Here is a 26489-nt window from a genome sequence, read left to right on the forward strand (position 1 = left end):
TGTAATCCAAGAGAAAGGGACAAGAGAACCACGACCCAACGTTTGTGAAAAGGCATCTGCGGCAAGACAATCCCCTAATAAATGATACGGCCTGACATTGTTATGCTAGCTAGTGTGAGTAATTGACATAGACATGTCAACGAGACCGCTTCTCAAGAAGATACTGGCAACACTGCCCCCTGCTAATAAAAACGTTTAACACGCTTATTTGATGATCACTCTTTGCCTGAACAACAGGGACATGCTTTCAACTGCAGATCATGGTGGTCGCAAGTAAAACGATGGTTCAATCCGCTATGGAAAACTCCAATACTACCTCATGGTATGGAACAGCTCCTGGATTGGCATATCCATGATATGCAATCCAGGAATGAAGCTATTATCTGTATTGCATGGAAGGCTTTAAAGCATGGACAAAACTGTATAATCCTGGCGCATGCCATGGCACATTCAACCAGAGTCAATCAGCCCTGCACTGATTAAACAAACTTTTTAATATGACAATGCACCGACCCCCATCAATCCAATGGATATTGCCAATATTGCGCTGGGCCTATTGGCATGAAGACATGCAAGATCCTCCTTCCATTGACTTGCAATTCATGGATGCTGGCTTGCGGCGCAAACTCAGCCCCTTGGTCAAACAAGCACTTTCCCTAGCCCACCAATGTGCGAATGGACATAGCAACTTACGGTTGGTCTATGCCTCACGCAATGGAGATATTGCACGTACTACCGACATGCTGATGGGGTTGGCTATTGGCGATATCCCGTCTCCAACTGCATTCAGCATGTCGGTACTTAATGCAGCTGCAGGTGCCTATTCCATTGCAACCGCTGACCGTTCGCCCAATACAGCGATCGCTGCCACCGGTTCCAGCATTGGTTTCGGGTTGCTGGAAGCCTGGATGCAATTCAGCAGCAATCCAGAACAAGCTCTGCTGTTTGTTTATGCTGATGAACCTCCGCCGCCAATTTATCAGGCAGGCCATCCAAGCGAAGCATCACATGCAATTGCATTGCTGCTGAGCAATAATGCCTCGCATGAAATCAACTGCATAATGCAGGCGCAGCCAGATGCAAAGGAAAGCGCTTCATCACAATCGCTGGCATTTATCCAGTGTCTGGCCAATGGCACAAGTTCCTGGGAGGGTGAAGGTAGGCAATGGCATTGGAGCTGTCATGCGCGCTCAGTCGAAAATGAAGATGAATAAATTGAATTATATTTGGCGCCTGGTTGCTACCGGCATCTGCTTCATGGTGTTCAGTCTGGGAGCGCTAATACTTGGGACTCTTGTATTTCCAGCGCTTTACCTGACCCCCGCAAACACTCGTGCCAGGCGTGCGCGCAAAATCATCTGTATCACTTTCGGCATGTTCCTGCGCCTCATGCAGTTAGTCGGTGTACTCAAGCTGGAGATCATTGGGGGCGACACGCTCAAAGCCCATCCAGGTGCCCTGGTGCTCGCCAACCACCCCACACTGATAGATGTAGTCGCACTGATCTCCCTGATGCCCAATGCAAACTGCGTGGTCAAGAAAGCATTATGGGATAACTTTTTTATGGGAGGCGTTGTTCGGGCTGCAAACTACATCAGCAATGACGAGCCCGAACTATTGATTCAGGAATGTGCGGAAGATATGCAACACGGCAACCCTTTAATGATTTTCCCCGAGGGAACGCGCAGCATACCTGGCAAACCCCTGAAATTCAGGCGCGGTACTGCCTACATTGCCATGCACGGAAAGATGCCGGTGATTCCGGTATTGATCAAATGTACGCCGCCAACTTTAACCAAAGGGGAAAAGTGGTATAAAATTCCGTCCGAGAAAGCTTTTCTACAAATACGCGTTCTTGACCCAATATTAATAAACCAGTGGGCTAAGCCTGATGACTCGCCTGCAATTGCGGCACGGCAAGTCACCAAAAAACTGGAACATTATTTTACCGAGGCATTGAGTACCCATGGAAGCACTACGTCTAGAGATCAAGCAACTCATCATCAAGTCGCTTGACCTTGAGGACATCACTGCGGATGATATTGAAGACGATACGCCGCTGTTTGAATCCAGCGGCCTTGGACTTGATTCGATTGATGCACTGGAACTTGGGGTCGCTTTACGTAAACAATACAGCCTGACCATAGAAGCAAATAACGCCAATAACCGCCAGCACTTTCAATCGGTCAGCAGTCTCGCAGCATTTGTAGATCAGCAGAAAAACTGACGTACCCTTGGCGTGGTTGCAGGGAAAAGGCAATACAACCGCGCAGGGGAATCCTAATTATAAAGACAGTACGGAATCACAAATGTCTGACACAGAAATTCTTGATCGGCTCAAAACCATATTTGAAGACACCTTTGAAGTCGATACACAAAGCATCACCATGGAAACCCATTTATTCCAGGACCTGGACCTGGACAGCATTGATGCCGTTGACTTGGCTATCAAGCTGCAAACCATGACCGGCAAGCGCATCAAACCAGAGGATTTCAAGTCTGTCCGCACTGTGGGTGACGTGGTTGCCACTGTGCGAACCTTGCTTGCAGCCTAGGCAATGCATGTAAAAGCCCCGTTAGATAGGCTGTATATCCTTTTGCTGTGGCTGGTTTATCCTGTCATCGTCTTTTTTGGTTTGCAACTGCTGGCCCCCCGCTATCTTGCCGCTTTGCTGGGTATCACCCTGCTGCTACGCTGGAAGAAAATGTTGCCCAGCATGTTGCAGCGTTTTTCCTATATTCAAAAGGGAATTGCCACCACGCTCCTGATCTGGGTGCTGGCCACGGCTATCGCCGACAACGAGCTGCTGTTGCGCACCTACCCGGCAATCCTGAGCCTTGGCATGCTGTTGATCTTCGGCCTGTCGCTGAAATACCCGCCATCCACCATAGAAATATTCGCCCGCATGCAAACGCCGGCCTTGCCTCATGCAGCCATTGCCTATACGCGTAAAGTCACCATGGCCTGGTGCCTGTTTTTCTTGCTTAACGGGGCTATCGCCCTCTATACCGCCGTATATGCCAGCCGCGCAAACTGGGCGCTATACAATGGCATGATTGCATACCTCATCATGGGCATCATGTTCATCGGGGAATTGCTGATACGTAAACGCGCCATTGCAAGGGAGGCATAAATGCTGATTGCCTTGAGCCAGCTTTTCAGCCGTGGGCGGCCTCCCAGCCATATCGTCTGCCACGATGGCAATCAATATATAGACTGGCCACGGTTTTCCGGGGAAGTCGCCTCCCTGGCTGCTACTTATGCCCAGCATCCACAACAACGCTGGCTGCTGGCCAGTGAAAACGCTCTCGATTTTGTCGTGCGGCTGTTTGCTTTACTGCATGCGGGCAAAGAAGTGGTCATTCCGCCCAATTTCCAGCCCGGCACTCTGCACCAGCTGGTGGATGCCTACGATGCGGATGCGGGAGAAATGTCGCCGAACAACGATAATGCAGCAACATTGCATCCGACGTTATGTCCCGAATCCTGCCTGATACATTTATACACTTCCGGCAGTACCGGCATGCCCAAGCAGGTAAGCAAAACCCTGGGGCAACTGGAACGCGAAATCGCAGTATTGGAGCAAATGTGGGGCTCGCAGATAGAAAATGCCACCATCATTGCCAGCGTTCCCCATCACCATATATATGGATTGTTGTTCCGCCTTCTATGGCCGCTAGCGGCTGGCCGCGTATTTGATACTACCACCAGCCCCATGCCGGATGCCCTCCTGCAAAAAAACATGCAGTTCGGCAAAACGGTATTGGTTTCCAGCCCGGCCCAGCTAACGCGGCTACCCGGATTGGCTCCAATTGTGCAATTAAAGCCGGAGCTTGGCCTGATATTCTCATCAGGCGGGGCGTTACCGTTCGACGTGGCGGCAAAATTCAAACAAGGCATGGGCTATGCGCCTATTGAGATTTTCGGCAGTACGGAAAGTGGCGGCATTGCCTGGCGCAGGCAAGAAGCCGATAGCATGTGGACAACCCTGCCGGGCATCTCCATCGCGCCAGCTCATGATCAGGCCTTGCTCCTGAAATCCAGCATTCTCGGCAATGACGAGCCATTGCGGATGGAAGATGCCGTACAACTTTTGCCAGACCAGCGTTTTGAACTGCTCGGGCGCTTGGACCGCATCGCCAAGATTGAAGAAAAGCGCCTGTCCCTGCCCGAACTGGAGCAGAAACTAAGCAGCCACCCGTGGGTCTGCAATGCAGCCGCAACAGCACTGCAACGCAAGCGCCAGGCCGTTGCGGTAGCGGTAGTCCTGAATCCAGAAGGTGTGCAGGTATTACGGCACGATGGCAAACATGCCGTAAGCCGGGAATTGCGCAGTTATCTCGCCCAGCATTTTGATACTGTATTGCTGCCCCGCTATTGGCGCTTCCCGGCAGCATTGCCATTGGACGAACGCGGCAAGCTTACTCAGGCCGGGCTTATCCAATTATTTCAGGAACAGGATGTGCAGCATGCAGCTACTGCCTGAGATCAAGTCCATACTGCGCACCACGCCGCATGCTGTCGTACTGGAATTACGTGTACAGCCGGAGCTGCACTATTTCCCTCATCACTTCCCTGAATTTCCCATCCTGCCAGGAGTTGTACAGTTGAACTGGGCTGTGCATTTCAGCCGCGAACAGCTGGCAATAGAAGGCGAGTTTTCAGCACTGGAGAACGTCAAGTTCCAGTCCATTGTCCTGCCAGGACAAAAGCTGGAACTGCTCCTGGAATGGCATGCCGGGAAGCGCCGGCTGGAGTTTCTGTTTGCCCAGGGCGAACAAAACTTTTCTTCCGGCCGCATCATATTTGACGGTGCGACATGAGTTTCCAGCCCTGCCTGCTAATCCCGATCTATAACCATAAAAACACGATCAGCAGCACCGTAGAAAAACTGGCGGGCTACGGCATTGCCATTTTCATCGTGGACGATGGTAGTGATCACGCCACCCAGCAGGTATTGGCACGGCTGGCAGCCAGCCAACCCTTGGTGCATTTGTATCGACTGCCGGTCAATGGCGGTAAAGGCGGCGCCGTGATGCACGGCATAGAGCGCGCCTATGCACGGGGGTATAGCCATGCCTTGCAAATAGACGCCGATGGTCAGCACGACGCGGCAGATGTGCCACGCTTTCTGCAGCAAGGCCGCTTGCAGCCTGAAGCCGTGGTATGCGGCAAACCCATCTATGATAAATCGGTACCCAAAGGCCGCCTCTACGGCCGCTATATCACTCATTTCTGGGTATGGGTGGAAACCTTGTCATTCAAAATTGCAGATTCCATGTGCGGCTTCCGGCTTTACCCGCTGGCCGCCACCCGCGAGCTGATCAACAGCACTGATATTCCACGCCGCATGGATTTCGATATTGCCATCGTGGTGCACCTGGCATGGCGCGGCCTGGACTTTGTCAACATTCCTACTCGCGTGATTTATCCTGAAGGCGGACTCTCGCATTTCCGCATGTGGCAGGACAACCTGAATATCAGCAAAACCCACACCCGGTTGTTTTTCGGCATGCTGCAACGCTTGCCATGCCTGCTTTGGCGCAAAATACCCCCTGGCAAGAAAACTGAACGACATTGGTCGCAACAAGCTGAACGCGGCACAGCCAGCGGTTTGGGGTTCGTCGCCAGCTGCTACCGCTGGCTGGGAAAACCGGTAGCCAGGCTGACGCTGTATCCGATAGTGGCCTATTTTTTCTTCAGCAACCATAGCGCACGCAGGGCATCCCTCAACTATCTGCAAAGGGTTCAGCAATTCCAGGGGAATAATGACTCCAAACCAGGCTGGTGCAGGAGCTTCCGCCATATGCTGGCATTTGCCCGCTCAGGGCTGGACAAGCTTGGCGCGTGGGCCGGGGAAGTACAGCCCTTGGATTTCCCCCAGCAAGGGCAAATGGATGCACTGCTGGCCTCAGGCAAGGGCGCAATGCTGATAGGCGCGCACCTGGGAAATCTGGAAATGATGCGGGCAATAGCCTCGATCCACGGGAAAACCACGATTAATGCCGTGGTGTACACAGAACACGCGCAACGCTTCAACCGAATACTGGAAAACACCAATGACAGTTTCAGTGTCAACTTGCTGCAGGTATCCAACTTTGGCGCAGATACCGCCATCATGCTCAAGGAAAAAATAGACCAGGGAGAGCTGCTTGTGATAGTTGGCGACCGCACGCCGCCAGCAGAAAACGGCCGTGTCTCTGAAGCCAACTTTCTTGGCATGCCTGCCCCCTTTGCACAAGGGCCGTTCATTCTGGCGAGCCTGCTTGAATGTCCGGTTTACCTGTTTTTCTGCCTGCAGCAGGGCAATGGCTACCGTATTCATTTCGAACATTTCTCGGACGAGATAAAATTACCTCGTCGCGATCGCCAGCAGGCCTTGCGTACCTATATCCAGCAATATGCACAAAGACTGGAAATCTACTGCCTGCAAGCCCCGCTGCAATGGTTCAATTTCTATGATTTCTGGGCAACACCAGCCCAGGAGCAAACTTCAACCCACTCATACCCGCAGGAACAGCCCTGACGCATGAATATGCCAGATATTGAATCTCCGCGAGCCTCCCGGTCCATCACCATAGGGAGCCAGCGCATTACCATAGAGGATGTATTGCAAGTGGCCCGCCACCATCATGGTATAGCCCTTTCAAGTAACCCTGCGTTCAAGGCCCGCATAGACAAGGGCGCTGCTTTCCTTGAAAGCCTGCTCGCCGACAATGGCACGGTTTACGGCGTCAACACCGGCTATGGCGATTCATGCACGGTCACAGTGCCTGATGACCTCGTCAACGAGCTGCCGCTCCACCTGACCCGCTATCACGGCTGTGGCCTCGGCGCTTACCTGGATGATGAAGCCACACTGGCGGTGCTGGTGTGTCGCCTCAACTCGCTGGCGCAGGGTTATTCGGGCGTGCGCTGGCAATTGCTGGAACAACTTTCCAGCCTGATCAACCACCGCATACTGCCCAATATCCCGGAAGAAGGTTCGGTAGGCGCCAGCGGTGACCTGACGCCTCTGTCGTATGTAGCAGCAGCGCTGATTGGCGAACGTGAGGTACGTTATCAAGGCAAGCTGCTGCCGGCAGCTGAAGTTCTGCAATCGTTGAATATCCCGTTATTGATACTGGCTCCCAAGGAAGGCCTTGCCATCATGAACGGCACCGCTGTCATGACTGGCCTCGCTTGCCTGGCCTGGCAGCGCGCAGACTACCTCACCCGCCTCTGTTGCCGTATCACCGCCATGGCGCAGATCGCTTTGCTGGGCAACCGGGGGCATTTTGACCCCAGGTTGTTTGCCGCCAAACCGCATGCAGGCCAGAACGAGGCTGCAGCCTGGATTTTCTCTGACCTGCTGGAAGACTCCGGGGAAGTGATCCGCCTGCAGGACCGCTATTCCATACGTTGTGCCCCGCATGTCATAGGTGTAGCGCGGGATGCCCTGGACTGGATGCGCCGCGATATAGAAAATGAGCTCAACAGCGCCAACGACAACCCATTGATAGACCCGGAAGCCGAAGTAGTGCTGCATGGCGGCCACTTCTATGGCGGCCATATCGCGTTTGCCATGGATAGCCTGAAAAACGCCGTGGCCAACCTGGCGGACCTGATGGACCGGCAGCTGGCACTACTGGTGGACAGCAAGTACAACCATGGGTTGCCTCAGAACCTCTCCGGCAGCCAGGGGCGCCGTTCAGCCATCAACCATGGCTTCAAGGCTGTACAGATCGGCACCTCGGCCTGGACGGCAGAAGCACTCAAGCTCACCATGCCAGCCAGCGTATTCTCTCGTTCTACAGAATGCCACAACCAGGACAAGGTCAGCATGGGCACCATTGCGGCACGCGATTGCCTGCGGGTACTGGAACTGACCGAACAAGTAGCCGCGGCATTAATCATGGCCTCGGCACAAGGCGTTACCCTGCGTCAGCAGGCAAGCCCGGACAAACCCTCCGCGCTTACCAGCCCTGTCAGCGAATTTATCGCGGCCGCCAGCCGCCACAGCGCATTCCTTGATGAGGACCGTCCATTGGAAGCCGAGCTGCGCACATTGACAGGCCTCATCCGTCATCAACACTGGGAGCTGTATCCCCATGCCTAGACTGAGCGCCACTGTTGCCGTGGAAATCCCGTTTCACGACGTGGATGCCATGAATGTCGCCTGGCATGGACACTATGTGAAGTATTTTGAAATTGCCCGTTGTGAGCTTTTGCGCAAGTTCAACTATGATTACCCGCAAATGCAGGCATCTGGTTACCTATGGCCGGTGGTCGAATGCCATCTCAAATATATCAAGCCCGCGCTCTATGGCCATCAGCTCAATGTCACTGCCAGCCTGCTGGAACATGAAAACCGCCTCAAGATCGGCTATGAGATCACGGACAACCAGACAGGCGAGCGCCTGACCAAGGGCCACACCGTACAGCTCGCAATAGAGGCAGCCAGCATGGAACTGCAATTCGTCTCGCCACCCGTCGTATTCCGCAATCTGGAGGCCGCATGCAAATCATCCACCTAGTACATAATGCCCTGCATGCAGTATTAAAGCACCTGCCAAGCGCACTACGTTCTTCTCACCGCGTGCTATTCGCAAGCCTGGGCTTCCTGGCGGCCACCAGCGGCCATGCAGCCGATCCTGAACTGCTCAGCATCATAGGCAAACAGATCGAACAGCACCAGGTGGTACGTGCCGATTTCAGCCAGGCCAAGCAAATGGCGGCTCTCAAGCGTCCGTTGCTGACTCATGGCAAGCTGGTCTATTCCAGCCGCCATGGCGTGTTATGGCAGATAGAGCGGCCTTACCGCGTTAGCTACCTGCTGGGTGAAACCAAGATCATAGAGATCAGTGCCGATGGCAGCCGCAAGGAACGCGGCGTGCGTGATATCCCCGGACTGGCGCAAGTTGGCCGAGTGTTCCGCGCCATGCTTGGTGCGGACACAAACGCATTGCAAGCACATTTTGATGCCACAGTCACCGGCTCCGCCCAGCAATGGAACATAGTGCTGCAGCCCAAACAGGCCCAAGTGCAGCAATTCCTCAAACAACTGCAGCTGAGCGGCGGTCAATTCGTGGAGCAGATAGACATTGCCGAAACCAGCGGCGACCTGACCAACATCACATTTTCCAACTCCATTGCAGCAGCAGCTCCCAGTGCCAGCGAGCAGCAATTGCTGGATAGCCTGCAGGCCAAATGACATTGCGCAAGCCCGACGCCCTGCAACAACGCGCCCTGCTCTGGCTGATACTCGCACTGGTGGCAGTGTGGTCGTGCGCCAGCCAGATGATGGGACATTTTCCGCTGCAGACCAACCTGCTGGCTCTGCTGCCAGCCACGGAACGCAATCCGGTAGCCGAACAGGCTGTCAACAAGTTGGCGGAGGCAGCAGGCAACCGTGCCGTATTCCTGCTGGGCCACGAAAACGAGCAAGCCGCATTTGCCGCTGCCCGCGCATTTGCAAAGCAACTGCGTGCTTCAGGCATTTTCAGCCATGTGCTTTCAGATATCCCGGCGATGGATCCCAAGCAGATCAGCGGTTTTTTCCAGCCTTACCGCTACAACCTGCTGAATGATGCAGACCGTATCCAGCTCGCAAGCGACCTGAGTCAAAACCGGAACTCACTGGCAGAACGTTTGCAAAACAAGCTCTATGCTCCATTCCGCTTTGGCCTGACCCTGTCTGTAGCTGATGATCCATTTGGCTTGAGCGACAACTGGCTGGCAAGCCTGCCCTTGAAAAACCTGCAACTGGAGCCGGACAACGGCCTACTGGTAAGCCGCAGCGACGGCAAGACCTGGGCCTTTGTCAGCGCAGACCTGCCTGACTCCGCTTATAACGGCGATATTCAGCACCAAGTCGCCACTGCCGTCAGCATGGCCGAAACCGCCCTCAAGGCTAGCCATCCCGGCATTATCCTCTTGCGCACAGGCACCGTGTTTTACGCCGATGCGGCGCGCGCCAGCGCGGAGCGGGAGGTGCACAACATCAGCATGGTCTCATTGGCTGGTATGCTCTTATTGTTATACTTGGTATTCCGCTCCATACGTCCACTGGCACTGGGCCTGCTCTCTGTAGGTTTTGGCATCAGCGCCGCCGTTGCGGTGACCCTGGCGGTTTATGGTGAGATCCACCTCATCACGCTGGTATTCGGCGCCAGCCTGATAGGCGAGGCAATCGATTACGCCATCCAGTATTTTGCCGCCCACCTTGGTGCGGGGTCGGACTGGGATCCCATGAAAGGTCTGCGCCGCATAGGCGCCGGGCTTACCGTGGCGCTAATCACCAGCCTTATGGGATATGGCACGCTGGCGCTGGCGCCTTTTCCTGCTTTATCGCAGATCGCCCTGTTTGCACTGGTTGGCCTCACTTCAGCCTGGTTGTCGGTATTCCTGCTGCTGCCCGCCCTCTTGCGCAAGCCTAATCGGCGCAACCCTGAAACCGCAGTAGCGTTGCCGCAGAAAATCCTGCTGGAATGGCAGCACAGGATCAGCGCCCGCGCGTGCCTGCTGGCGGCTGGGCTGCTGCTATTGCTTGCAATTCCAGGCTGGCTGCAGCTCAAGGCCAACGACGACGTGCATTTGCTGATTGCCCGCTCACCCGAATTGGTAGGCCAGGAGGAAGCCATACGCCGCATCATTGGTTTTGATAACAGCAGCCAGTTCTTCTTGGTGGAAGGCGAAGACATTGAGCAATTGCTGCAGCACGAAGAAGCCTTGCATAAACAGCTCAGCCAGCTGGTCGAAAAAAACGTGCTGACAGGCTATCAAGGCATTGCCGCCTTTGTGCCATCCAAGCGGCGCCAGGCAGAAAACCGCGCACTATGGTCCAAAACCGTGTTTGCCGATGAAAACCGGTTAACGCAGGTGCTTGAAGAAGCCGGGCTGCGCGATGAAGTGGCGGTAGCCCAGGTTGCGGGCTTCAAGGCAAGCGCCAGCAGCATGCTGGAAATCGAACCATGGCTGCAGCAACCGCTGTCCACTCCCTTCCACCATCTATGGCTGGGACAGACTAGACAAGGTTATGCCGCCATCGTATTGCCGCAAGGCATCAGGAACCTGGAGCAATTGCGCGCAGTCGCAGCAAGCCTGCCTCATGTTACATTTGTCGATAAGGCAGGCAGCGTCACCGCACTGTTCCATCAATATCGGCAATGGAGCTCGCTCTGGCTACTGGGCGCAATCGGGCTGATATTTTTGGTGCTATGCCTCCGCTATCGCTGGCAGCAATCCATGATCATACTCCTGCCTACCGTCCTGGCCATGGTGCTTACTTTGAGCCTGTTTGGTTACCTGCACATTGCACTCACTCTTTTCAACATGATGGGCCTGATGCTGGTACTGGGCGTGGGCGTGAATTACGCTATATTTTTGCGCGAAGGTGGCGCGCATGCTTCTGCCACCCTGGCCGGAGTATTACTTTCAGCGGGCACCACCCTGCTTTCGTTCGGCATGCTTGCCTTCAGCAGCATGCCTGCACTTTCCAGTTTCGGCATGACATTGCTCATCGGCATTGCTGTCTCAGCATTTCTGGCTCCCATGCTATTGAGTTTTGACCATCATTTGGATAAAAGAACCTGAGCATGAAATTCCCAGTCATTTTTGTCTATGTATTGGCCTGCAGTTGGCTGACAGCTTGCGGTCAACATGATGCTAGATGTGCCTCGATCCCGGGTGGAGGGAAATATTGCTTGCAAAACACTGCAATGGCTCCGGTATTCGAAACCCAGCAACAAGTGGACATCAGCTTCAAAGACAAGCATGAATCCATGATTGCTTCTATCGAAAATGATGCTGCTGGGCTGGATTTTGTCGGTTTGACGTTATTCGGGCAAAAAATCATGCACCTGCGTTATGACAACCAGCAGGCAAGTGCCCTGCTCTCACCTGACAAACGGCTAGACCCGGCGCTGATGCTGGCCTTGTTGCAATTGGCATTATGGCCAGCCGACTCGGTCAGGACAGGACTAGGTACATCCATGGAACTGGAAGATAGTGGCACGTACCGCCGTATCAGTAGTGGCAACAAGTTATTGATGGATATTCGTTATGCAGATCCGGCAACGCCCTATCATCAGCTTGATATTGCCGTGCCAGCCGCCAGTATGACCCTGAGTATCAATAGCCTGCCAGAAGACACCTCTCAAGTCCCGGGAGTCGATCCATGAGCCAACGCCACTACCTGTCAGCCCTAGGCATCATCAATGCCCTGGGCTGCGGTCAGCAGGAGGTTGCACAAGGCCTTTTTCAGGGAGATACAAGCGGCATGGTATTGGAAGAAGGATGGCTAACAAATACTGTCGCCCGCGTAGGCCGAGCCTGTGGTGAGCTCCCGCCAATCCCTGCCCATCTATCCGCGTTTGCTGGCAGAAACAATCAATTGCTGCTCGCTGCCGCGCTGCAGATTCAACAAGATATAGCGAACGCCAAAAAACGGTACGGGCCTGCGCGTATAGGCATAGTACTTGGCTCCAGCACGTCAGGCATGGCCGAGGGTGAGGCGGCTGTGAGTCAGCAACAGGTGCATGGCCAATTGCCTGCCGGCTATCAATACCTGCAGCAGGAACTCGGTACGCCCGCGCTATTCCTGAATCGCTATCTTGAACTAAATGGGCCAGCTTATACGGTTTCAACGGCCTGTACTTCTAGCGCCAAGGCTTTCCAGTCCGCCCGTAACCTGCTCCGGCATAATATTTGCGATGCTGTACTGGTAGGAGGGGTAGATACATTGTGCAAACTCACCATCAATGGTTTTACCTCACTGGAATCCACTTCGGCAGAAGTGTGTCAACCAATGAGCCTTAACCGCCAAGGCATCAACATAGGTGAAGGCGCCGCCCTTTTCCTATTGGCCAAGGAGCCTGCACCCATAGAATTGCTAGGTATAGGTGAAAGCAGCGATGCTTACCACATGTCTGCCCCTGAACCTGAAGGCAAGGGAGCTGAAGCCTCCATGCGTGCAGCATTGCTGGATGCTGGGCTTGTACCTGAAGCGATCGGCTACCTTAACCTGCATGCCACTGCCACCCGCAAGAATGATGAAATGGAAAGTCACGCAGTCGCCCGCGTCTTCCCTGCAGGTGTTCCTTGCAGCGGCACCAAGCCATTAACCGGACATACCCTGGGAGCAGCAGGTGCCACGGAACTGGCATTTTGCTGGCTGGCACTGCAACAACGACAATTGCCGCCACACATCTGGGATGGCATAGTAGATAGCAACCTGTCTCCATTGATGCTAGCCACTCAAGCGCAGTCTTTCAGTGGCTCTAGTCGCAGGTGCATGAGTAATTCATTTGCGTTTGGTGGCAGCAATGCCAGCTTGATTATTGGTGATGCTCAATAAAATAAAAATGAATAAGAAAAACCAGGAATTATTACCTCCCATACAAGACCTGCTGCTGCATAGCGGCGATATGGTCATGCTGGAGCGCATACTCAGTGTTGACGACGAGCAGACGCTGGCCGAGTGCATTCCCCAGGCGGGCGCTTGGTATGCGGACCATGCAGGCAACATGCCCGCCTGGATAGGCATAGAACTCATGGCCCAGGCCATTGCTGCGCATGTAGGCTTGCTCAAGCGCAGGCAGAACCTGCCACCCAAGCAGGGTGTGTTACTAGGCACGCGCAGCTACAAGGCCCAGGTTGCTGCATTCGCCGCCAATCAGGTGTTGCATATCAAGGTTGCCCTCGCCTACCGCGACGACAGCGGGCTTGGTGCCTATGACTGCAGTATCAGCAACAATACTGGAGAGCTGGTCAACGCCACTCTCAAGGTTTTTGAACCCGATGACTTTCAATCATTTTTACAAGGAAATCCTGCATGAACCCCAGGCGCGTATTGGTCACGGGCTCAAGCCGCGGTATAGGCCGCGCTATTGCGCTACGTCTCGCCCGTGAGAATTTTGCCGTCACTGTGCACTGCCGAAGCAGCAGGATTGAAGCGGAAACCGTGGTGAATGAAATCCTGGTAGCAGGAGGCAAGGCAGACATGCTGCAATTTGACGTGGCGGACAGGACCGCCAGCCGTGCAGCACTGGATCAAGCAATTGAACAATACGGCCCTTACTATGGGATTGTATGCAATGCTGGGATTTCCCGCGACGGGGCCTTTCCCGCCTTGTCCGATGAGGACTGGGACCAGGTGCTGGATACCAGCCTCAATGGCTTTTTCAATGTGGTGCACCCACTGACCATGCCCATGGTACGCATGAAAAAAGGTGGGCGGATTGTCACCCTGGCCTCGGTTTCAGGCGTCATGGGTAATCGTGGCCAAGTCAACTACAGCGCAGCCAAGGCAGGCCTGATAGGAGCAACCAAGGCATTGGCAGTGGAACTGGCAAGCCGCAGGATTACTGTCAATTGCGTGGCTCCCGGCTTGATTGCCACCGACATGATAGATGAACTGGAAATGGTGGATGAAGCCCTCAGGATCATTCCCATGAACCGTGTAGGCGAGGCAGACGAAGTAGCAGCGGCAGTGGCTTTTCTCATGTCGGATGATGCATCCTATATCACGCGCCAGGTACTGGGCGTCAATGGCGGGATTATCTGATGAGGCGCGTTGTTGTCACAGGCATGGCAGGGATCACTGCCCTGGGCGATAAATGGCAGGATATAGAAACGCGGCTGCGCCTTGGCCAGAATGGCGTACGCCCGATGCCGGAATGGGACTACATAGAGTCCCTCAACACCCGCATTGCAGCCCCTGTGGACAGCTTCACTACGCCTTCACATTACTCACGCAAGATGACACGGTCCATGGGCCGCGTCGCCATGCTCTCGGTGCGTGCCAGCGAAATGGCGCTGGCTGATGCAGGCCTGCTCGACGACCCCAGCATCAGCGATGGCCGCATGGGCATAGCCTACGGCTCATCTTCAGGCAGCGTTGATCCAGTCCGCGTATTTGCCCATATGCTGGAAACCGGCTCCATGCAAAATGTCACCTCGACTTGCTATATCGAGATGATGCCGCATACCACTGCCGTCAATATCGGGCTATTTTTTGGCCTCAAGGGCCGTGTCATTCCCACATCAAGCGCCTGCACATCAGGGAGCCAGGCCATAGGCTATGCCTATGAGGCTATCCGCTTCGGTCGCCAGACCATGATGATCGCCGGTGGCGCAGAGGAAATGTCTGCTCCCAGCTCTGCGGTTTTCGATACCTTGTTTGCCACCAGCAGCCGCAATGATGCGCCGCATGCCACGCCTCGCCCCTTTGACCGGGACCGGGACGGCCTGGTGGTAGGTGAAGGGGCAGCGACCCTGATCCTGGAGGAATATGAGCACGCCAAGGCACGCGGCGCTAACATTTATGCCGAAATCGTGGGCTTTGGCACCAATTCTGATGGGCGCCATATCACGCAGCCTGAATCCGACACCATGGCAATTGCCATACAACAGGCCTTGGATGATGCAGGCATCCCACCATCCGCCATCGGATATGTGAGTGCTCATGGCACCGCCACTGACCGTGGCGATGTGGCGGAAAGCCACGCAACCCATCAAGTATTCGGTGCCGGGGTAGCTATCAGCTCAATGAAAAGCTACCTGGGTCACACGCTTGGTGCCTGTGGCGCAATAGAAGCCTGGTGGGGAATTGCCATGCAGCGCCAAGGCTGGTTTGCCCCCACCCTCAACCTGAATAATCCTGACCCAGCCTGTGCAGAACTCGATTACATCATGGGAGCAGGAAGGCAAATGCAGGTGGAATACCAGATGAGCAACAACTTTGCCTTTGGTGGGATTAATACTTCAATTATTCTAAAATCCTGCTCATAAACACAATCACTCATTGAAAATTAGCACCACAATTAACGACTTAAAGGGGATAACAATGAAGTCCAGGCTTAGCGTACTTTTCTTTATATTCGCCACTTTGCTGACAGCTCCTGCATTTGCACGCTCTGTCAACGCGATTATCAATCATGAGGACGTACCGATCGTATCTGCCAGCGGAAAATCACTGCAGGCCAGTGACGTAGAACAGGCCATTATCACTGCCGCTGGCATCAATCAATGGACGGTTAGCCGCAATGACAATGGTAATGAGCTCGTGGGCACTCTGGTCGTAAGGAACAAACACACCATTACAGTCAACATCCCCTACACCGCTGAAAAATATTCTATCCTCTACCGTAGCAGCGACAACATGAAGTACGAGGTCAAGGATGGCGTGCCCTGTATCCACCCGTTCTACAACAAATGGGTTGGCGCGCTCAAAACGTCCATAGACCGAGAATTACTGAGGCGCTGAATCATGAGGAAGCCTTCCTGAAGATGCGCAGAGTAGTGGTCACGGGTATGGGGATCATCTCTTGCCTGGGAAACGATATAGAGGCGGTGTCTGCATCCCTGCAAACGGGTCGCTCAGGTTTACGGCATATGCCGGAATATGCTGCCATGGGCCTACGTAGCCAGGTTGCGGGCGTGCCTGACATTAGCAGCCTGCCACCTGTTAACCGCAAGCACAGGCGCTTCATGGCTGATACAGCGCTATATGCCTATCATGCCGCACAGCAGGCCATTACTGACAGCTTGTTGTCAGAATCACTGCTCAGCTCGCCAAGGACCGGCATGGTCATAGGCTCAGGGGTAGGCTCTCCCTGGGAGCACGTCCAGGCCATGGATACCTTGCGCAATCAAGGCCTGAGCAAAGTACTGCCCTATGCGGTACCGCGCATCATGGGCAGCACTGCATCTGCCACCCTGGCCACGGCCTTTTCCATCCAGGGCATTAGCTGCTCCATCAGTTCCGCCTGCGCCAGCTCAGGACATTGCATAGGCTATGGTACTGAACTGATCCAGTTTGGTAAGCAGGACATCATGATTGTCGGTGGCAGCGAGGAAACCAGTTGGGCCACCACTGCCCCATTTGACGCGATGGGTGCTTTATCCACGCATTACAATGATGCCACTGCATCCCGGCCCTATAATGAAGACCGGGATGGGTTTGTGATCGCCGGTGGTGCAGGTATTCTCATATTGGAAGAGCTTGAACATGCCCGCCAACGTGGAGCCCGTATTTACGCAGAAGTGACTGGCTATGGCGCATGTTCGGATGGCCAGGATATGGTCACCCCTTCCGCAGAAGGTGCTGCCAGGGCCATGCGGCTGGCACTTGGTGCCATAGAAAATACCTCCTCCATAGACTATATCAACACCCATGCCACTTCTACCCCACTAGGAGATATCTGTGAGCTGAATGCCATACGTGAGGTATTTGGTGAAAAGCTACCGCTCATTTCCTCCACCAAGGGGCTCAGTGGCCACCCTATAGGTGCAGCCGCAGCGCATGAAGCCATCTATAGCCTGCTGATGATGAGGGACGGCTTCGTGGCAGGCTGTGCCAACCTTGACAAACCAGATCGGCAAATTGGCGATATGCCCATATTAAGGGCCAACTTAAAGCATCAATTAAATAGTGCCATGTCCAACAGCTTCGGCTTTGGCGGCACCAATGTCAGCCTGGTATTCCAGCGCATGTAGCAAACTTGATAATATTATCCAACCATATCAAAACCAAGGGAGCCTGCAATAATGAAAAACATCCTGAACACTGCCGCGTTAATCTCCATCCTGCTCGCCAGCAGCCAGGTCATGGCACGTGATGACCAGAAAATGCATCCACTGGAGGATGCCCTGAACACAGCGGCCGCCAAGGAAAAACTGGATCCTCAAATCAAGCTTTTTTTTGGAAACCAGCCGCATCCTGCCGTAGAGAAAACCTTGGGCGAATGGAAAACCAATAAAAAAACCAATGGCTTCAATAAATCAGACAAGGAAGCCTGTGAGTGGACATTGCTGAGCGCACTGCTTGAGTTGCAGGAGCGAGCCAGCAAGGAAGGCGGCAACGCTATCATCAACATCAAAAGCAATTACAAGAATAAGGAAGCCAGCAGCGAGACAGAATACATGTGTGGTAGCGGTGCGCTGATGTCAGGCGTGGCACTCAAAGGCGACGTAGTCAAACTGAAATAATCATAAAATCTGTGGGCAGCAAGCAAGGCTTGTTGCCTCATGCGTCAATGCAATGGTTTAACAGCCACTGCATTGACCAGCGTTTCCTCACGCTTCTTAGGCACTGGAAAGCCTATCCATTCCCAGAACCCTGCATCCGGCCTGCTCCACCAGAGAAATGGCAGTGAGATTTGTGAATCCGGCAAACTGAAACCTGCGTTGCGAATAATCGCGATATATTCCTCCGCAGTTTTCTGGACATGCATGGGATGGCGAAACAACACGCGTATCTGCAATGAATGGATATATCGTTTGGTCGATTCGGCAAACAACAGGACACCTCCGGGTTTCAACACACGGAAGAACTCCGCCATCGCCTCTTCCTGGTCCACGATATGATGGAAAGTCTGGTGGCAGAACACCATGTCAAACTCATTATCAGGAATGCCCTGCATAAGCGAAGCATTACCAGCAAACAGCCTGACCTCGGCAGGACAATTCCTGGAGCTCTCACTGGCACGAGCCTGCAGATCAGGATCAGCATCCAGCCCGGTAATCTGTTGGGGATTGAAGCGCTTGGAAAGGGCAAAAAATGAATGGCCGAAACCACAACCTACATCAAGAATTCTGGAATATTGCGTCACCCTTGCCGGCATTAACCGCTGAAGATCATCCAGGGCTCTATCCAACACCCTGATTTTCCACATATTGGTTTTCAGGAACCAATTGCCGAAGCGTGTTTCCTTCACGAAAGGCAGATTCAAGCTCATGACCTAGGCAGCCCTTTATTTATTTTTTGAAGCCTGTCCACAAATGAAAAAAGCCAGAGTCTCTGGCTTTTGATATCCACAAGAAATTAGCCACTGCTAATATTCCTGCAACTACAGCAACCGGGAAAGCCGGATTACTGAGTTGATTTGGTCGGGACGGTGTGATTCGAACACACGACCCCTTGCACCCCATGCAAGTACGCTACCAGGCTGCGCTACGCCCCGAACCGATGCTGCTCGGCATGCCAAACAGCAAGAAAGAGATTATATCGAAAAAGCCGGATTTCGGACAGCCGTAAATGAGGATTTACTTCAATGAGCGCGCAGTAAATCGAGCACTTCACGCAATTCGGCACGCAAAGTGATGAAGTCGTACCCCACTTCCACTTTGGGAATGACTGCGGCTTCATCTCGCTGAGAATCCACTGGCAGTTTTTCAATCACATTAGAGGCAACCATCCCACTTGCAGCATGATCATCAAGGCGATTACGCGCACCGCTAATGGTAAAACCCTGTTCATACAACAATTCACGGATACGCCGAATCAGCAATACTTCATGGTGTTGGTAATAGCGGCGGTTTCCCCTGCGCTTGACCGGCTTGAGCTGGGTAAACTCCTGCTCCCAATACCGCAAGACATGAGGCTTCACGCCGCACAATTCGCTGACTTCACCAATCGTAAAATAGCGCTTGGCGGGAATTGGAGGGAGCTGAACCTTAGGCGCTTGCTCCGGCATATGCCTCCTCTACCTTGCTCTTGAGCTTCTGGCTGGCATGGAATGTCACAACGCGACGTGCGGTGATGGGAATTTCTTCACCAGTTTTAGGATTACGGCCAGGACGCTCTGATTTTTGACGCAACTCGAAATTACCAAAACCCGAAAGCTTAACGCTGTCTCCCGCTTCCAGTGCAGTACGGATTTCTTCAAAGAATGCTTCAACCATGTCTTTGGCCTCACGTTTGTTCAAACCTACTTGCTCAAACAACAAATCAGCCAAATCAGCTTTTGTTAATGTCATGCAAAACCTTTCCCTACTACTTTTTCTAATTTCTTAACGTGGCACCATGTTGCTGGACTAATAAATCCAGCAACGATGCCATCACTGCATCGGCTTCTATATCGGTCAGAGTTTTTTGAGTATCTTGTATAAGCACAAGAAATGCAAGGCTTTTCTTGCCTTCGGCAATGCCCTTGCCACGGTAAACATCGAACAATGCAATATCGTTTATCAGCGGATTTTTAGCAGACCGCATAGTATCCATTAATGCCTGGATAGTGATATTTTCATCAACCACCACCGCCATATCGCGACGCACAGGCGGGAATTTTGGTACCTGGGTATATTGGGCAACCTTACGCTTCAATAAGGGCTCAACTTCCAGCTCAAACAATATGGCGCTGCGTGGCAATTGGTATTGCTGTTGCCATTTTGGATGCAGCTTGCCTATCCACCCGATGGCCTTGCCATTCAACACAACCTGGGCAGTCTGGCCTGGATGCAAGGCTGGATGCTGCGCAGCCACATATAGCGCATCACCGCCAGCAAGGCGTTCAACCTCGGCCTTGACGTCAAAGAAGTCAACTTCCCGCGCTGGCTGGGCCCATTGCTCAGGTGCTGCATCTCCATAAGCAAGCCCGGAAATTCGGGTAACCTCGCTATATCCGTCAGCATGGGAGAAATAAGTGGCGCCTATTTCAAACAAGCGTACACGCTCTTGCTTGCGGTTGAGGTTATACATCAAGGTCTCCAGCAGCCCTCCCCATAAACCAGTGCGCATAACGCTCAAATTACTGGCAATCGGATTCTTCAAGGCGATTGGAGCGGCGTTGCCGAGCAGCTCCCGCTCCCAACTTTCATCCACAAAGCTGTAACTGACAATTTCCTGATAGCCGCTTGCTGCCAAGCTATCGCGCAACCAGTTGCGATTCAAATTCGCCTCGGCAGAAGGCAACATACGCAATTCAGCTTGTGGCGGTGTAGCGGGAATATTGTCGTATCCATAAAGACGGGCCACTTCTTCTATCAAGTCTTCTTCAATTTCGATATCAAAACGATAGCTGGGCGGCGTCACTTCGAACTCATCGTCATTGCGCTGATAACTGAAATCCAGTTTTTTCAGGACATCAATGACATCCTCTGCTGTCAATGAAATTCCTAACACCGATGTCAGACGTGCGATGCGCAAGCGTACAGGCGGCCTTGCAGGCAAACTGCCCAAGATCTCGATGACAGGGCCCGGTTCACCACCGCAGATTTCCAGCACCAGGCTGGTAGCGCGCTCCAAAGCGGGCAAAGTATTGGCAAAATCCACGCCACGCTCAAAGCGATAGGAAGAATCAGTGGAGAAATTCAGGCGCCTAGCCTTGCCTACAATCACACCAGGAGCAAAGAAGGCACTCTCAAGGAAGATATTGCTTGTATCATTACTGACAGCACTGCTATCACCGCCCATGATGCCAGCAAGTGCAAGCGCACCAGCATTGTCAGCGATCACCAGCATATCAGGCTGCAATTCTATTGTTTGCTCGTTCAGCAACACCAGTGTCTCGCCCGCACGCGCATAGCGGATTTCTATACCGCCTTGCAGCTTGTCTGCATCAAATGCATGCAAGGGCTGGCCCTGCTCCAATAATACGTAATTGGTGATGTCCACGATCGCACTGATACTACGGACACCACTACGCTCAAGCCTGCGTACCATCCAGTCAGGAGTCGCCGCCGCCGCATTTACGCCCTGAATAACGCGACCTGTGTAACGGGGGCAGGCAGCAGGCTCTGAAACCGTGACGGTCTGCTTTGCATCAATCCCTGCGGCTACTGGCGATATGGTTGGCAGGGAAAGTGTAGCGCCAGTCAGTGCCGTCACATCCCGAGCAATACCGACAATACTGAGGCAATCAGTACGGTTGGGCGTCAGCTTGAGCGTGAACAGCTTGTCGTCCAGCTCGAATAAGGCCCGAATGTCCTGGCCGATTTCTGCCTCTGCCGCCAGCTCCAGCAAACCATTGCTTTCCTCTGCCAATCCCAGCTCCTTGGCGGAACACATCATGCCAAAGGACTCCACGCCGCGCACCTTGGCCTGCTTGATCTTGAAGCCAGGAAGCTCAGCGCCAACCAACGCACATGGAGCCTTGAGGCCTGCACGCGCATTAGGAGCTCCACAGACAATCTGCAGTAGCTCACCGGTTCCCACATTGACCTTGCAGATTTGCAGACGGTCGGCATCGGGATGTTTTTCAACGCTGACAATCTCAGCCACTACCACTTTGCTGAAACCTGCAGCCACCGGCTCCATCGCTTCGACTTCAAGTCCGGCCATGGTCAAGGCATGGCCCAGACCTTCGCTATCTAGTGCTGGATTAACGTATTGGCGTAGCCATTGTTCAGAAAATTGCATATTGTTAGTCTATCCAGAATAAGGGCTAGGCAAATTGCTTAAGAAAGCGCAGGTCGTTCTCAAAGAACAAGCGCAAGTCATTCACGCCGTAACGCAACATGGTCAGGCGTTCGACACCCAGTCCAAATGCAAAGCCACGGTATTTTTCACTGTCTATGCCGACATGCCCGAACACTTCAGGGTGCACCATGCCGCAACCGCCGATCTCGAGCCAGCCATCGCCCCAGCTCATATCCATTTCAGCCGATGGTTCCGTAAAAGGGAAAAAAGAAGGACGGAATCGCACCTGAAGATCATCACGCTCAAAGAAACGCTGCAGGAAATCCTGCACGACTCCCTTGAGATTGGCAAAACTGATGTTTTCATCAACCCACAAACCCTCAACCTGATGGAACATCGGGGAGTGGGTGGCATCTGAATCCACACGGTAAACACGGCCAGGTGCGATGATCTTGAGTGGTGGCTCCTTGTCCTGCATATAGTGAACCTGCACAGGAGAGGTATGCGTGCGCAACACATGCTGCTCATCCACATAGAACGTGTCATGCATCGCGCGTGCAGGATGATCTTCAGGAATATTCAGCGCAGTGAAGTTATAGAAATCGGATTCTATTTCTGGCCCTTCAGCCACTTCAAAGCCTATGGAACGGAACAACTCTTCAATCCGCCTCAATGTCAGTGAAACCGGATGCAGGCCACCCTCCCCTGCTTGACGAGCTGGCAGCGTGACATCCAGGGATTCGCTGGCAAGCTGGCGCTCCTGCTCTGCCAGCAGAATCGCATCACGCTTTTCCTTGAGTGCAGCTTCCACCTGCTGCTTGACGACATTAATAGCTGCCCCCGCTGCAGGGCGTTCCTCCGCCGAGAGCTTGCCCAGGCCTTTAAGCGCTTCGGTGAGGCTGCCACTTTTTCCCAAATAGCGAGCCTTGGCCTGCTCGAGGTCGGCAATATTGCCGCAGGCGGAAAAATCGCACCGGGCTTCGGAAATGATGTGATCGAGATTTTGCATGTTATTCAGTTGGACTCTCAGGATACTTTCACAAACGGCCTGTCACACTACCCAATAAATCCTTATATATCAAACATATAAGAAAACTGAGATTTATCACCGGCATTTTGTGGAAAAACCCGGAAAAAAAAGGAGGCACGAGGCCTCCTTTTTCTATTGCTGTTGCTTAGGCAGCGGCGAGACCTGATTTAGCCAGTTCGGCAAACTTGGCAAAAGCCTGCTTGTCGAATACAGCCAGATCGGCCAGCACCTTGCGGTCAACTTCAACCGCAGACTTCTTCAGACCGTTGATGAAACGGCTGTATGTCAAACCATACTCGCGTGCGCCAGCATTGATACGCGCAATCCACAAAGCACGGAATTGACGCTTTCTCTGACGGCGGTCACGGTAAGCATATTGACCAGCCTTCATCACCGCCTGTTTGGCAATGCGGTAGACATTCTTGCGACGGCCACGATAACCCTTGGCAGCGTTCAGAACCTTTTTATGGCGGGCACGAGCGATAACACCACGTTTTACTCTAGGCATCTCTTATCTCCTTATTGTGTTGGCATCATGGCGCGTACGCGCTTGACGTCAGTTGGGGAAATAATCGCTGTACCACGCAGGTTACGCTTCTGCTTGGTGGTCTTCTTGGTCAGGATATGACGCAGGTGAGAGTGAGTACGCTTCACCTTGCCATTACCCAAGAATTTGAAGCGCTTTTTGGCGCTGCTCTTGGTCTTCATCTTTGGCATTTTTTTCTCCTAAAGGAACATTGAAAAGAGCGATCGGGCATGCCTTTAGGCCACGTCGCTACCTCTTTACTGCTACTACTCACAAACCAAAAAACCCGTGGATCTTAAGGCTTTGCTTTCTTTTGCGGTGATAATACCATCACCATCTGGCGGCCTTCCATCTTGGGAAACTGCTCCACCACTGCATGTTCTACGAGATCGGCCTCTACACGTTTCAGCAAGGCAAGGCCCAGCTCCTGATGCGTGATTTCACGGCCACGGAAGCGTAAGGTCACTTTGGCCTTGTCGCCTTCCTGCAAGAACCGGATAAGATTGCGCAGCTTGACTTGGTAATCGCCATCATCAGTACCAGGGCGGAATTTTACTTCCTTAACCTGGACCTGCTTTTGTTTGAGGCGGGCTTCGTGTTGGCGCTTGCTTTCAGCATATTTGAATTTGCCGTAGTCCATCAACCGACACACCGGCGGGACTGCCTGAGGCGCGATTTCGACTAGGTCGATATCAGCCTCCTCTGCCTTGGCAAATGCCTCATTCAGACTGACAATGCCTAATGGCTCGCCATCCACCCCAACCAAACGAATCTGTTGTGCAGTAATGTCACCGTTGATTCGTACTTCCTTATCTTGAGCTATCGCAAAATCTCCCGTTATTAATTTAAATGGCCAAAATAATAGACCGCGCTACTCGCTAGGTAATCAGACCTTGTTGGCTATGTCGGATTTCAGGCGTTCAATAAACGCGCTGACAGGCATAGAACCTAGGTCTTCGCCCTTGCGGGTACGCACGGCCACTTGACCAGCTTGCATTTCTCGCTCACCCGCAACCAAAAGATAGGGGAGCTTCTGCAAGCTATGCTCGCGGATTTTATAGGTTATCTTCTCATTTCTCAAGTCCGAATCGACTCTGAAGCCATTTTTCCGCAATTCTTCCACTACTTGACTGACATAAGCTGCTTGTCCGTCACTGATATTCAACACCATAACCTGCACTGGAGCGAGCCATGCTGGCATGGCCCCGGCAAAATTTTCAATGAGAATACCAATGAAGCGCTCCATGGAGCCAACAATTGCACGATGCAGCATTACGGGATGCTTGCGGGTATTGTCTTCGTCAACATACTCGGCCCCCAGCCGTTCCGGCAAATTTGGATCGAGCTGAATGGTTCCACATTGCCAGAGACGGCCCAGACTGTCTTTCAGCGTAAACTCAATTTTGGGGCCGTAGAAAGCTCCTTCGCCCGGCTGGATTTCATATTCCAGGTCATTCTGGCGCAAGGCAGCCGCCAGCGACTCCTCCGCCTTGTCCCAAGCCTCATCAGAGCCGACACGCTTTTCAGGGCGGGTCGAGAGCTTGACCAGTACATCGGTGAAGCCAAAATCCTGATAAGCCTTGTAAAGCATCACAATAAAATCGGCAACCTCATCCTTGACCTGATCCTCGGTACAGAAGATATGCGCATCATCCTGGGTAAAACCGCGTACACGCATCAGGCCGTGCAATGCCCCAGAGGGTTCGTTACGATGACAGGAACCGAATTCAGCCAGACGTAGCGGCAGGTCGCGATAGCTATGCAAACTATTGTTGAAAATCTGCACATGCCCAGGGCAATTCATGGGCTTTACCGCATAATCCCGGTTTTCAGAAGCAGTGGTGAACATATTGTCGTGGTAGTTCTGCCAGTGGCCCGACTTTTCCCACAGGGTTCTATCCATAATGGTCGGCGTGCGCACTTCCTGATAACCAAACTCACGGAACATGTTGCGCATATACTGCTCAATCTCCTGCCAAATACTCCAGCCGCGCGGGTGCCAGAACACCATGCCAGGCGCCTCATCCTGCATATGGAAGAAGTCCAGTTGACGGCCAAGCTTGCGGTGATCGCGTTTTTCCGCCTCTTCCAGCATATGCAGGTAGGCATCCAGGTCATCCTTCTTTGCCCAGGCAGTGCCGTAGATACGCTGCAGCATTTCGTTGTTGGAATCGCCGCGCCAGTACGCGCCCGCTACCTTCATGAGCTTAAATGCCTTGAGTTTTCCGGTGGACGGCACATGGGTACCACGGCAAAGATCAGTGAAATCGTCCTGAGTATAAAGCGAGATTTCCTGCTCAGGCGGAATGGAAGCGATAATCTCGGCCTTGTACGCCTCGCCTATGGACTTGAAGTATTCAACCGCCTGGTCGCGTTCCATCACGCTACGCACTATGGGAATATCGCGCTTTGCAAGTTCTTGCATGCGCGCTTCAATTTTTTGCAGGTCTTCAGGGGTAAATGGACGCTTGTAGGAAAAATCATAGAAAAACCCATTTTCTATGACAGGCCCTATTGTTACCTGAGCTTCAGGGAATAGCTGCTTCACTGCCTGCGCCAGCAGATGGGCCGTGGAGTGACGGATGATCTCCAGCCCATCAGCATCCCTGTCGGTGATAATCGCAAGCTCAGCGTCATCGTTGATCTGATAGGAGGTATCCACAGCCTTGCCGTTCACCTTGCCACCTAAAGCAGCACGCGCTAGGCCTGCTCCTATATTCATGGCAACCTCTGCAACGGTAACCGGCCCCTCAAATGTACGTTCGGAACCATCTGGCAAACGAATGACTGGCATATATCCCTATCCAATAAA

The 26489-nt window shown here is 53.1% G+C and carries 29 protein-coding genes and 1 tRNA gene; 20 read left to right on the plus strand and 10 right to left on the minus strand.

Features of this window, described 5'->3' with window-relative positions; genetic code table 11:
• Positions 1-503: 503 nt before the first annotated feature.
• The 20 genes from LG200_RS08450 to LG200_RS08545 all read left to right on the plus strand — a co-directional run bounded on the left by LG200_RS08450 (position 504) and on the right by LG200_RS08545 (position 17971).
• On the plus strand, positions 504-1214 hold the full coding sequence (locus tag LG200_RS08450; RefSeq protein ID WP_226757333.1) for a beta-ketoacyl synthase chain length factor: 711 nt from the start codon (positions 504-506) through the stop codon (positions 1212-1214).
• Positions 1207-2016: a lysophospholipid acyltransferase family protein gene (locus LG200_RS08455; RefSeq protein ID WP_226757125.1), complete on the plus strand. Its 810-nt coding sequence runs from the start codon at positions 1207-1209 to the stop codon at positions 2014-2016. Before LG200_RS08450 ends, LG200_RS08455 begins: the two co-directional genes overlap by 8 nt.
• The gene (locus LG200_RS08460) at positions 1967-2227 is read left to right on the plus strand and encodes a phosphopantetheine-binding protein (protein ID WP_226757126.1); all 261 of its coding nucleotides are present in this window, start codon (positions 1967-1969) and stop codon (positions 2225-2227) included. The genes LG200_RS08455 and LG200_RS08460 overlap by 50 nt, the downstream gene beginning before the upstream one ends.
• An 82-nt stretch (positions 2228-2309) precedes the next feature.
• On the plus strand, positions 2310-2555 hold the full coding sequence (locus tag LG200_RS08465) for an acyl carrier protein (protein ID WP_226757127.1): 246 nt from the start codon (positions 2310-2312) through the stop codon (positions 2553-2555).
• Positions 2556-2558: 3 nt separating this feature from the next.
• Complete coding sequence (locus LG200_RS08470; RefSeq protein ID WP_226757128.1) at positions 2559-3134, plus strand: COG4648 family protein; 576 nt, start codon at positions 2559-2561, stop codon at positions 3132-3134.
• Complete coding sequence (locus LG200_RS08475; protein WP_226757129.1) at positions 3135-4487, plus strand: AMP-binding protein; 1353 nt, start codon at positions 3135-3137, stop codon at positions 4485-4487. It abuts the gene before it with no gap.
• A complete protein-coding gene (locus LG200_RS08480; protein ID WP_226757130.1) occupies positions 4471-4824 on the plus strand; it encodes an ApeI family dehydratase in 354 nt (117 codons plus the stop codon). The genes LG200_RS08475 and LG200_RS08480 overlap by 17 nt, the downstream gene beginning before the upstream one ends.
• Entirely contained in the window at positions 4821-6527 is a 1707-nt protein-coding gene (locus LG200_RS08485; protein WP_226757131.1) for a glycosyltransferase family 2 protein, read from the plus strand. The genes LG200_RS08480 and LG200_RS08485 overlap by 4 nt, the downstream gene beginning before the upstream one ends.
• A 3-nt stretch (positions 6528-6530) precedes the next feature.
• Complete coding sequence (locus LG200_RS08490) at positions 6531-8099, plus strand: HAL/PAL/TAL family ammonia-lyase (RefSeq protein ID WP_226757132.1); 1569 nt, start codon at positions 6531-6533, stop codon at positions 8097-8099.
• Entirely contained in the window at positions 8092-8517 is a 426-nt protein-coding gene (locus tag LG200_RS08495) for an acyl-CoA thioesterase (protein WP_226757133.1), read from the plus strand. Before LG200_RS08490 ends, LG200_RS08495 begins: the two co-directional genes overlap by 8 nt.
• Positions 8499-9194, plus strand: a complete 696-nt coding sequence (locus LG200_RS08500) for a LolA family protein (RefSeq protein ID WP_226757134.1) — start codon at positions 8499-8501, stop codon at positions 9192-9194. The genes LG200_RS08495 and LG200_RS08500 overlap by 19 nt, the downstream gene beginning before the upstream one ends.
• A complete protein-coding gene (locus tag LG200_RS08505) occupies positions 9191-11575 on the plus strand; it encodes an MMPL family transporter (RefSeq protein ID WP_226757135.1) in 2385 nt (794 codons plus the stop codon). Before LG200_RS08500 ends, LG200_RS08505 begins: the two co-directional genes overlap by 4 nt.
• Before the next feature lie 125 nt (positions 11576-11700).
• Complete coding sequence (locus LG200_RS08510; protein WP_226757136.1) at positions 11701-12162, plus strand: DUF3261 domain-containing protein; 462 nt, start codon at positions 11701-11703, stop codon at positions 12160-12162.
• The gene (locus tag LG200_RS08515) at positions 12159-13337 is read left to right on the plus strand and encodes a beta-ketoacyl-[acyl-carrier-protein] synthase family protein (RefSeq protein ID WP_226757137.1); all 1179 of its coding nucleotides are present in this window, start codon (positions 12159-12161) and stop codon (positions 13335-13337) included. The genes LG200_RS08510 and LG200_RS08515 overlap by 4 nt, the downstream gene beginning before the upstream one ends.
• Before the next feature lie 7 nt (positions 13338-13344).
• Positions 13345-13818, plus strand: coding sequence for a hotdog family protein (locus LG200_RS08520; RefSeq protein ID WP_226757138.1), 474 nt, complete (start codon positions 13345-13347; stop codon positions 13816-13818).
• Complete coding sequence (locus LG200_RS08525) at positions 13815-14546, plus strand: 3-ketoacyl-ACP reductase FabG2 (protein WP_226757139.1); 732 nt, start codon at positions 13815-13817, stop codon at positions 14544-14546. The genes LG200_RS08520 and LG200_RS08525 overlap by 4 nt, the downstream gene beginning before the upstream one ends.
• Complete coding sequence (locus LG200_RS08530) at positions 14546-15772, plus strand: beta-ketoacyl-ACP synthase (protein ID WP_226757140.1); 1227 nt, start codon at positions 14546-14548, stop codon at positions 15770-15772. Before LG200_RS08525 ends, LG200_RS08530 begins: the two co-directional genes overlap by 1 nt.
• A gap of 55 nt (positions 15773-15827) precedes the next feature.
• Positions 15828-16247 (plus strand): hypothetical protein, encoded by a 420-nt coding sequence (locus LG200_RS08535; protein ID WP_226757141.1) that lies wholly within the window; start codon positions 15828-15830, stop codon positions 16245-16247.
• Positions 16248-16270: 23 nt separating this feature from the next.
• A complete protein-coding gene (locus tag LG200_RS08540) occupies positions 16271-17479 on the plus strand; it encodes a beta-ketoacyl synthase N-terminal-like domain-containing protein (protein ID WP_226757142.1) in 1209 nt (402 codons plus the stop codon).
• Between the two features lie 51 nt (positions 17480-17530).
• Entirely contained in the window at positions 17531-17971 is a 441-nt protein-coding gene (locus tag LG200_RS08545) for an excinuclease ABC subunit A (RefSeq protein WP_226757143.1), read from the plus strand.
• Positions 17972-18015: 44 nt separating this feature from the next.
• On the opposite strand, the gene LG200_RS08550 is transcribed toward LG200_RS08545, so the two are convergent.
• The 10 genes from LG200_RS08550 to thrS all read right to left on the minus strand — a co-directional run bounded on the left by LG200_RS08550 (position 18016) and on the right by thrS (position 26471).
• Complete coding sequence (locus tag LG200_RS08550) at positions 18016-18720, minus strand: class I SAM-dependent methyltransferase (protein WP_226757144.1); 705 nt, start codon at positions 18718-18720, stop codon at positions 18016-18018.
• A 148-nt stretch (positions 18721-18868) separates the two neighbouring features.
• Positions 18869-18945 (minus strand) — tRNA-Pro (locus LG200_RS08555).
• A gap of 87 nt (positions 18946-19032) precedes the next feature.
• Positions 19033-19458, minus strand: a complete 426-nt coding sequence (locus LG200_RS08560; protein ID WP_226757145.1) for a MerR family transcriptional regulator — start codon at positions 19456-19458, stop codon at positions 19033-19035.
• Positions 19439-19741 carry an integration host factor subunit alpha gene (locus LG200_RS08565; RefSeq protein ID WP_226757146.1) on the minus strand — a complete coding sequence of 101 codons (303 nt, stop codon included), beginning with the start codon at positions 19739-19741 and terminating at the stop codon, positions 19439-19441. The genes LG200_RS08560 and LG200_RS08565 overlap by 20 nt, the downstream gene beginning before the upstream one ends.
• Before the next feature lie 25 nt (positions 19742-19766).
• Positions 19767-22121 (minus strand): phenylalanine--tRNA ligase subunit beta, encoded by a 2355-nt coding sequence (gene pheT / locus LG200_RS08570; RefSeq protein WP_226757147.1) that lies wholly within the window; start codon positions 22119-22121, stop codon positions 19767-19769.
• 25 nt (positions 22122-22146) lie between these two features.
• Entirely contained in the window at positions 22147-23130 is a 984-nt protein-coding gene (gene pheS, locus LG200_RS08575; RefSeq protein WP_226757148.1) for a phenylalanine--tRNA ligase subunit alpha, read from the minus strand.
• Positions 23131-23296: 166 nt separating this feature from the next.
• Entirely contained in the window at positions 23297-23659 is a 363-nt protein-coding gene (rplT, locus tag LG200_RS08580; protein WP_011480221.1) for a 50S ribosomal protein L20, read from the minus strand.
• An 11-nt stretch (positions 23660-23670) separates the two neighbouring features.
• Positions 23671-23868, minus strand: coding sequence for a 50S ribosomal protein L35 (rpmI, locus tag LG200_RS08585; RefSeq protein ID WP_025872951.1), 198 nt, complete (start codon positions 23866-23868; stop codon positions 23671-23673).
• A 104-nt stretch (positions 23869-23972) separates the two neighbouring features.
• Positions 23973-24518: a translation initiation factor IF-3 gene (gene infC / locus LG200_RS08590; RefSeq protein ID WP_449812130.1), complete on the minus strand. Its 546-nt coding sequence runs from the start codon at positions 24516-24518 to the stop codon at positions 23973-23975.
• 45 nt (positions 24519-24563) lie between these two features.
• Positions 24564-26471: a threonine--tRNA ligase gene (gene thrS, locus LG200_RS08595; RefSeq protein WP_226757149.1), complete on the minus strand. Its 1908-nt coding sequence runs from the start codon at positions 26469-26471 to the stop codon at positions 24564-24566.
• Positions 26472-26489 lie beyond the last annotated feature (18 nt).

Source organism: Methylobacillus caricis (assembly GCF_020532705.1).
Classification (GTDB): Bacteria; Pseudomonadota; Gammaproteobacteria; order Burkholderiales; family Methylophilaceae; genus Methylobacillus; species Methylobacillus caricis.

Coding starts and splice junctions, on each gene's coding strand:
- LG200_RS08475 (WP_226757129.1), top strand. CDS start 3,135: ATGCTGATTGCCTTGAGCCAGCTTTTCAGCCGTGGGCGGCCTCCCAGC.
- pheT (WP_226757147.1), bottom strand. CDS start 22,121: ATGCAATTTTCTGAACAATGGCTACGCCAATACGTTAATCCAGCACTA.
- LG200_RS08470 (WP_226757128.1), top strand. CDS start 2,559: ATGCATGTAAAAGCCCCGTTAGATAGGCTGTATATCCTTTTGCTGTGG.
- thrS (WP_226757149.1), bottom strand. CDS start 26,471: ATGCCAGTCATTCGTTTGCCAGATGGTTCCGAACGTACATTTGAGGGG.
- rpmI (WP_025872951.1), bottom strand. CDS start 23,868: ATGCCAAAGATGAAGACCAAGAGCAGCGCCAAAAAGCGCTTCAAATTC.
- LG200_RS08480 (WP_226757130.1), top strand. CDS start 4,471: ATGCAGCTACTGCCTGAGATCAAGTCCATACTGCGCACCACGCCGCAT.
- LG200_RS08515 (WP_226757137.1), top strand. CDS start 12,159: ATGAGCCAACGCCACTACCTGTCAGCCCTAGGCATCATCAATGCCCTG.
- LG200_RS08530 (WP_226757140.1), top strand. CDS start 14,546: ATGAGGCGCGTTGTTGTCACAGGCATGGCAGGGATCACTGCCCTGGGC.
- LG200_RS08495 (WP_226757133.1), top strand. CDS start 8,092: ATGCCTAGACTGAGCGCCACTGTTGCCGTGGAAATCCCGTTTCACGAC.
- LG200_RS08550 (WP_226757144.1), bottom strand. CDS start 18,720: ATGAGCTTGAATCTGCCTTTCGTGAAGGAAACACGCTTCGGCAATTGG.
- LG200_RS08525 (WP_226757139.1), top strand. CDS start 13,815: ATGAACCCCAGGCGCGTATTGGTCACGGGCTCAAGCCGCGGTATAGGC.
- LG200_RS08560 (WP_226757145.1), bottom strand. CDS start 19,458: ATGCCGGAGCAAGCGCCTAAGGTTCAGCTCCCTCCAATTCCCGCCAAG.
- LG200_RS08490 (WP_226757132.1), top strand. CDS start 6,531: ATGAATATGCCAGATATTGAATCTCCGCGAGCCTCCCGGTCCATCACC.
- LG200_RS08540 (WP_226757142.1), top strand. CDS start 16,271: ATGCGCAGAGTAGTGGTCACGGGTATGGGGATCATCTCTTGCCTGGGA.
- LG200_RS08535 (WP_226757141.1), top strand. CDS start 15,828: ATGAAGTCCAGGCTTAGCGTACTTTTCTTTATATTCGCCACTTTGCTG.
- LG200_RS08505 (WP_226757135.1), top strand. CDS start 9,191: ATGACATTGCGCAAGCCCGACGCCCTGCAACAACGCGCCCTGCTCTGG.
- LG200_RS08500 (WP_226757134.1), top strand. CDS start 8,499: ATGCAAATCATCCACCTAGTACATAATGCCCTGCATGCAGTATTAAAG.
- LG200_RS08465 (WP_226757127.1), top strand. CDS start 2,310: ATGTCTGACACAGAAATTCTTGATCGGCTCAAAACCATATTTGAAGAC.
- LG200_RS08450 (WP_226757333.1), top strand. CDS start 504: ATGCACCGACCCCCATCAATCCAATGGATATTGCCAATATTGCGCTGG.
- LG200_RS08510 (WP_226757136.1), top strand. CDS start 11,701: ATGGCTCCGGTATTCGAAACCCAGCAACAAGTGGACATCAGCTTCAAA.
- LG200_RS08545 (WP_226757143.1), top strand. CDS start 17,531: ATGAAAAACATCCTGAACACTGCCGCGTTAATCTCCATCCTGCTCGCC.
- LG200_RS08520 (WP_226757138.1), top strand. CDS start 13,345: ATGAATAAGAAAAACCAGGAATTATTACCTCCCATACAAGACCTGCTG.
- LG200_RS08565 (WP_226757146.1), bottom strand. CDS start 19,741: ATGACATTAACAAAAGCTGATTTGGCTGATTTGTTGTTTGAGCAAGTA.
- LG200_RS08485 (WP_226757131.1), top strand. CDS start 4,821: ATGAGTTTCCAGCCCTGCCTGCTAATCCCGATCTATAACCATAAAAAC.
- rplT (WP_011480221.1), bottom strand. CDS start 23,659: ATGCCTAGAGTAAAACGTGGTGTTATCGCTCGTGCCCGCCATAAAAAG.
- LG200_RS08455 (WP_226757125.1), top strand. CDS start 1,207: ATGAATAAATTGAATTATATTTGGCGCCTGGTTGCTACCGGCATCTGC.
- LG200_RS08460 (WP_226757126.1), top strand. CDS start 1,967: ATGGAAGCACTACGTCTAGAGATCAAGCAACTCATCATCAAGTCGCTT.
- pheS (WP_226757148.1), bottom strand. CDS start 23,130: ATGCAAAATCTCGATCACATCATTTCCGAAGCCCGGTGCGATTTTTCC.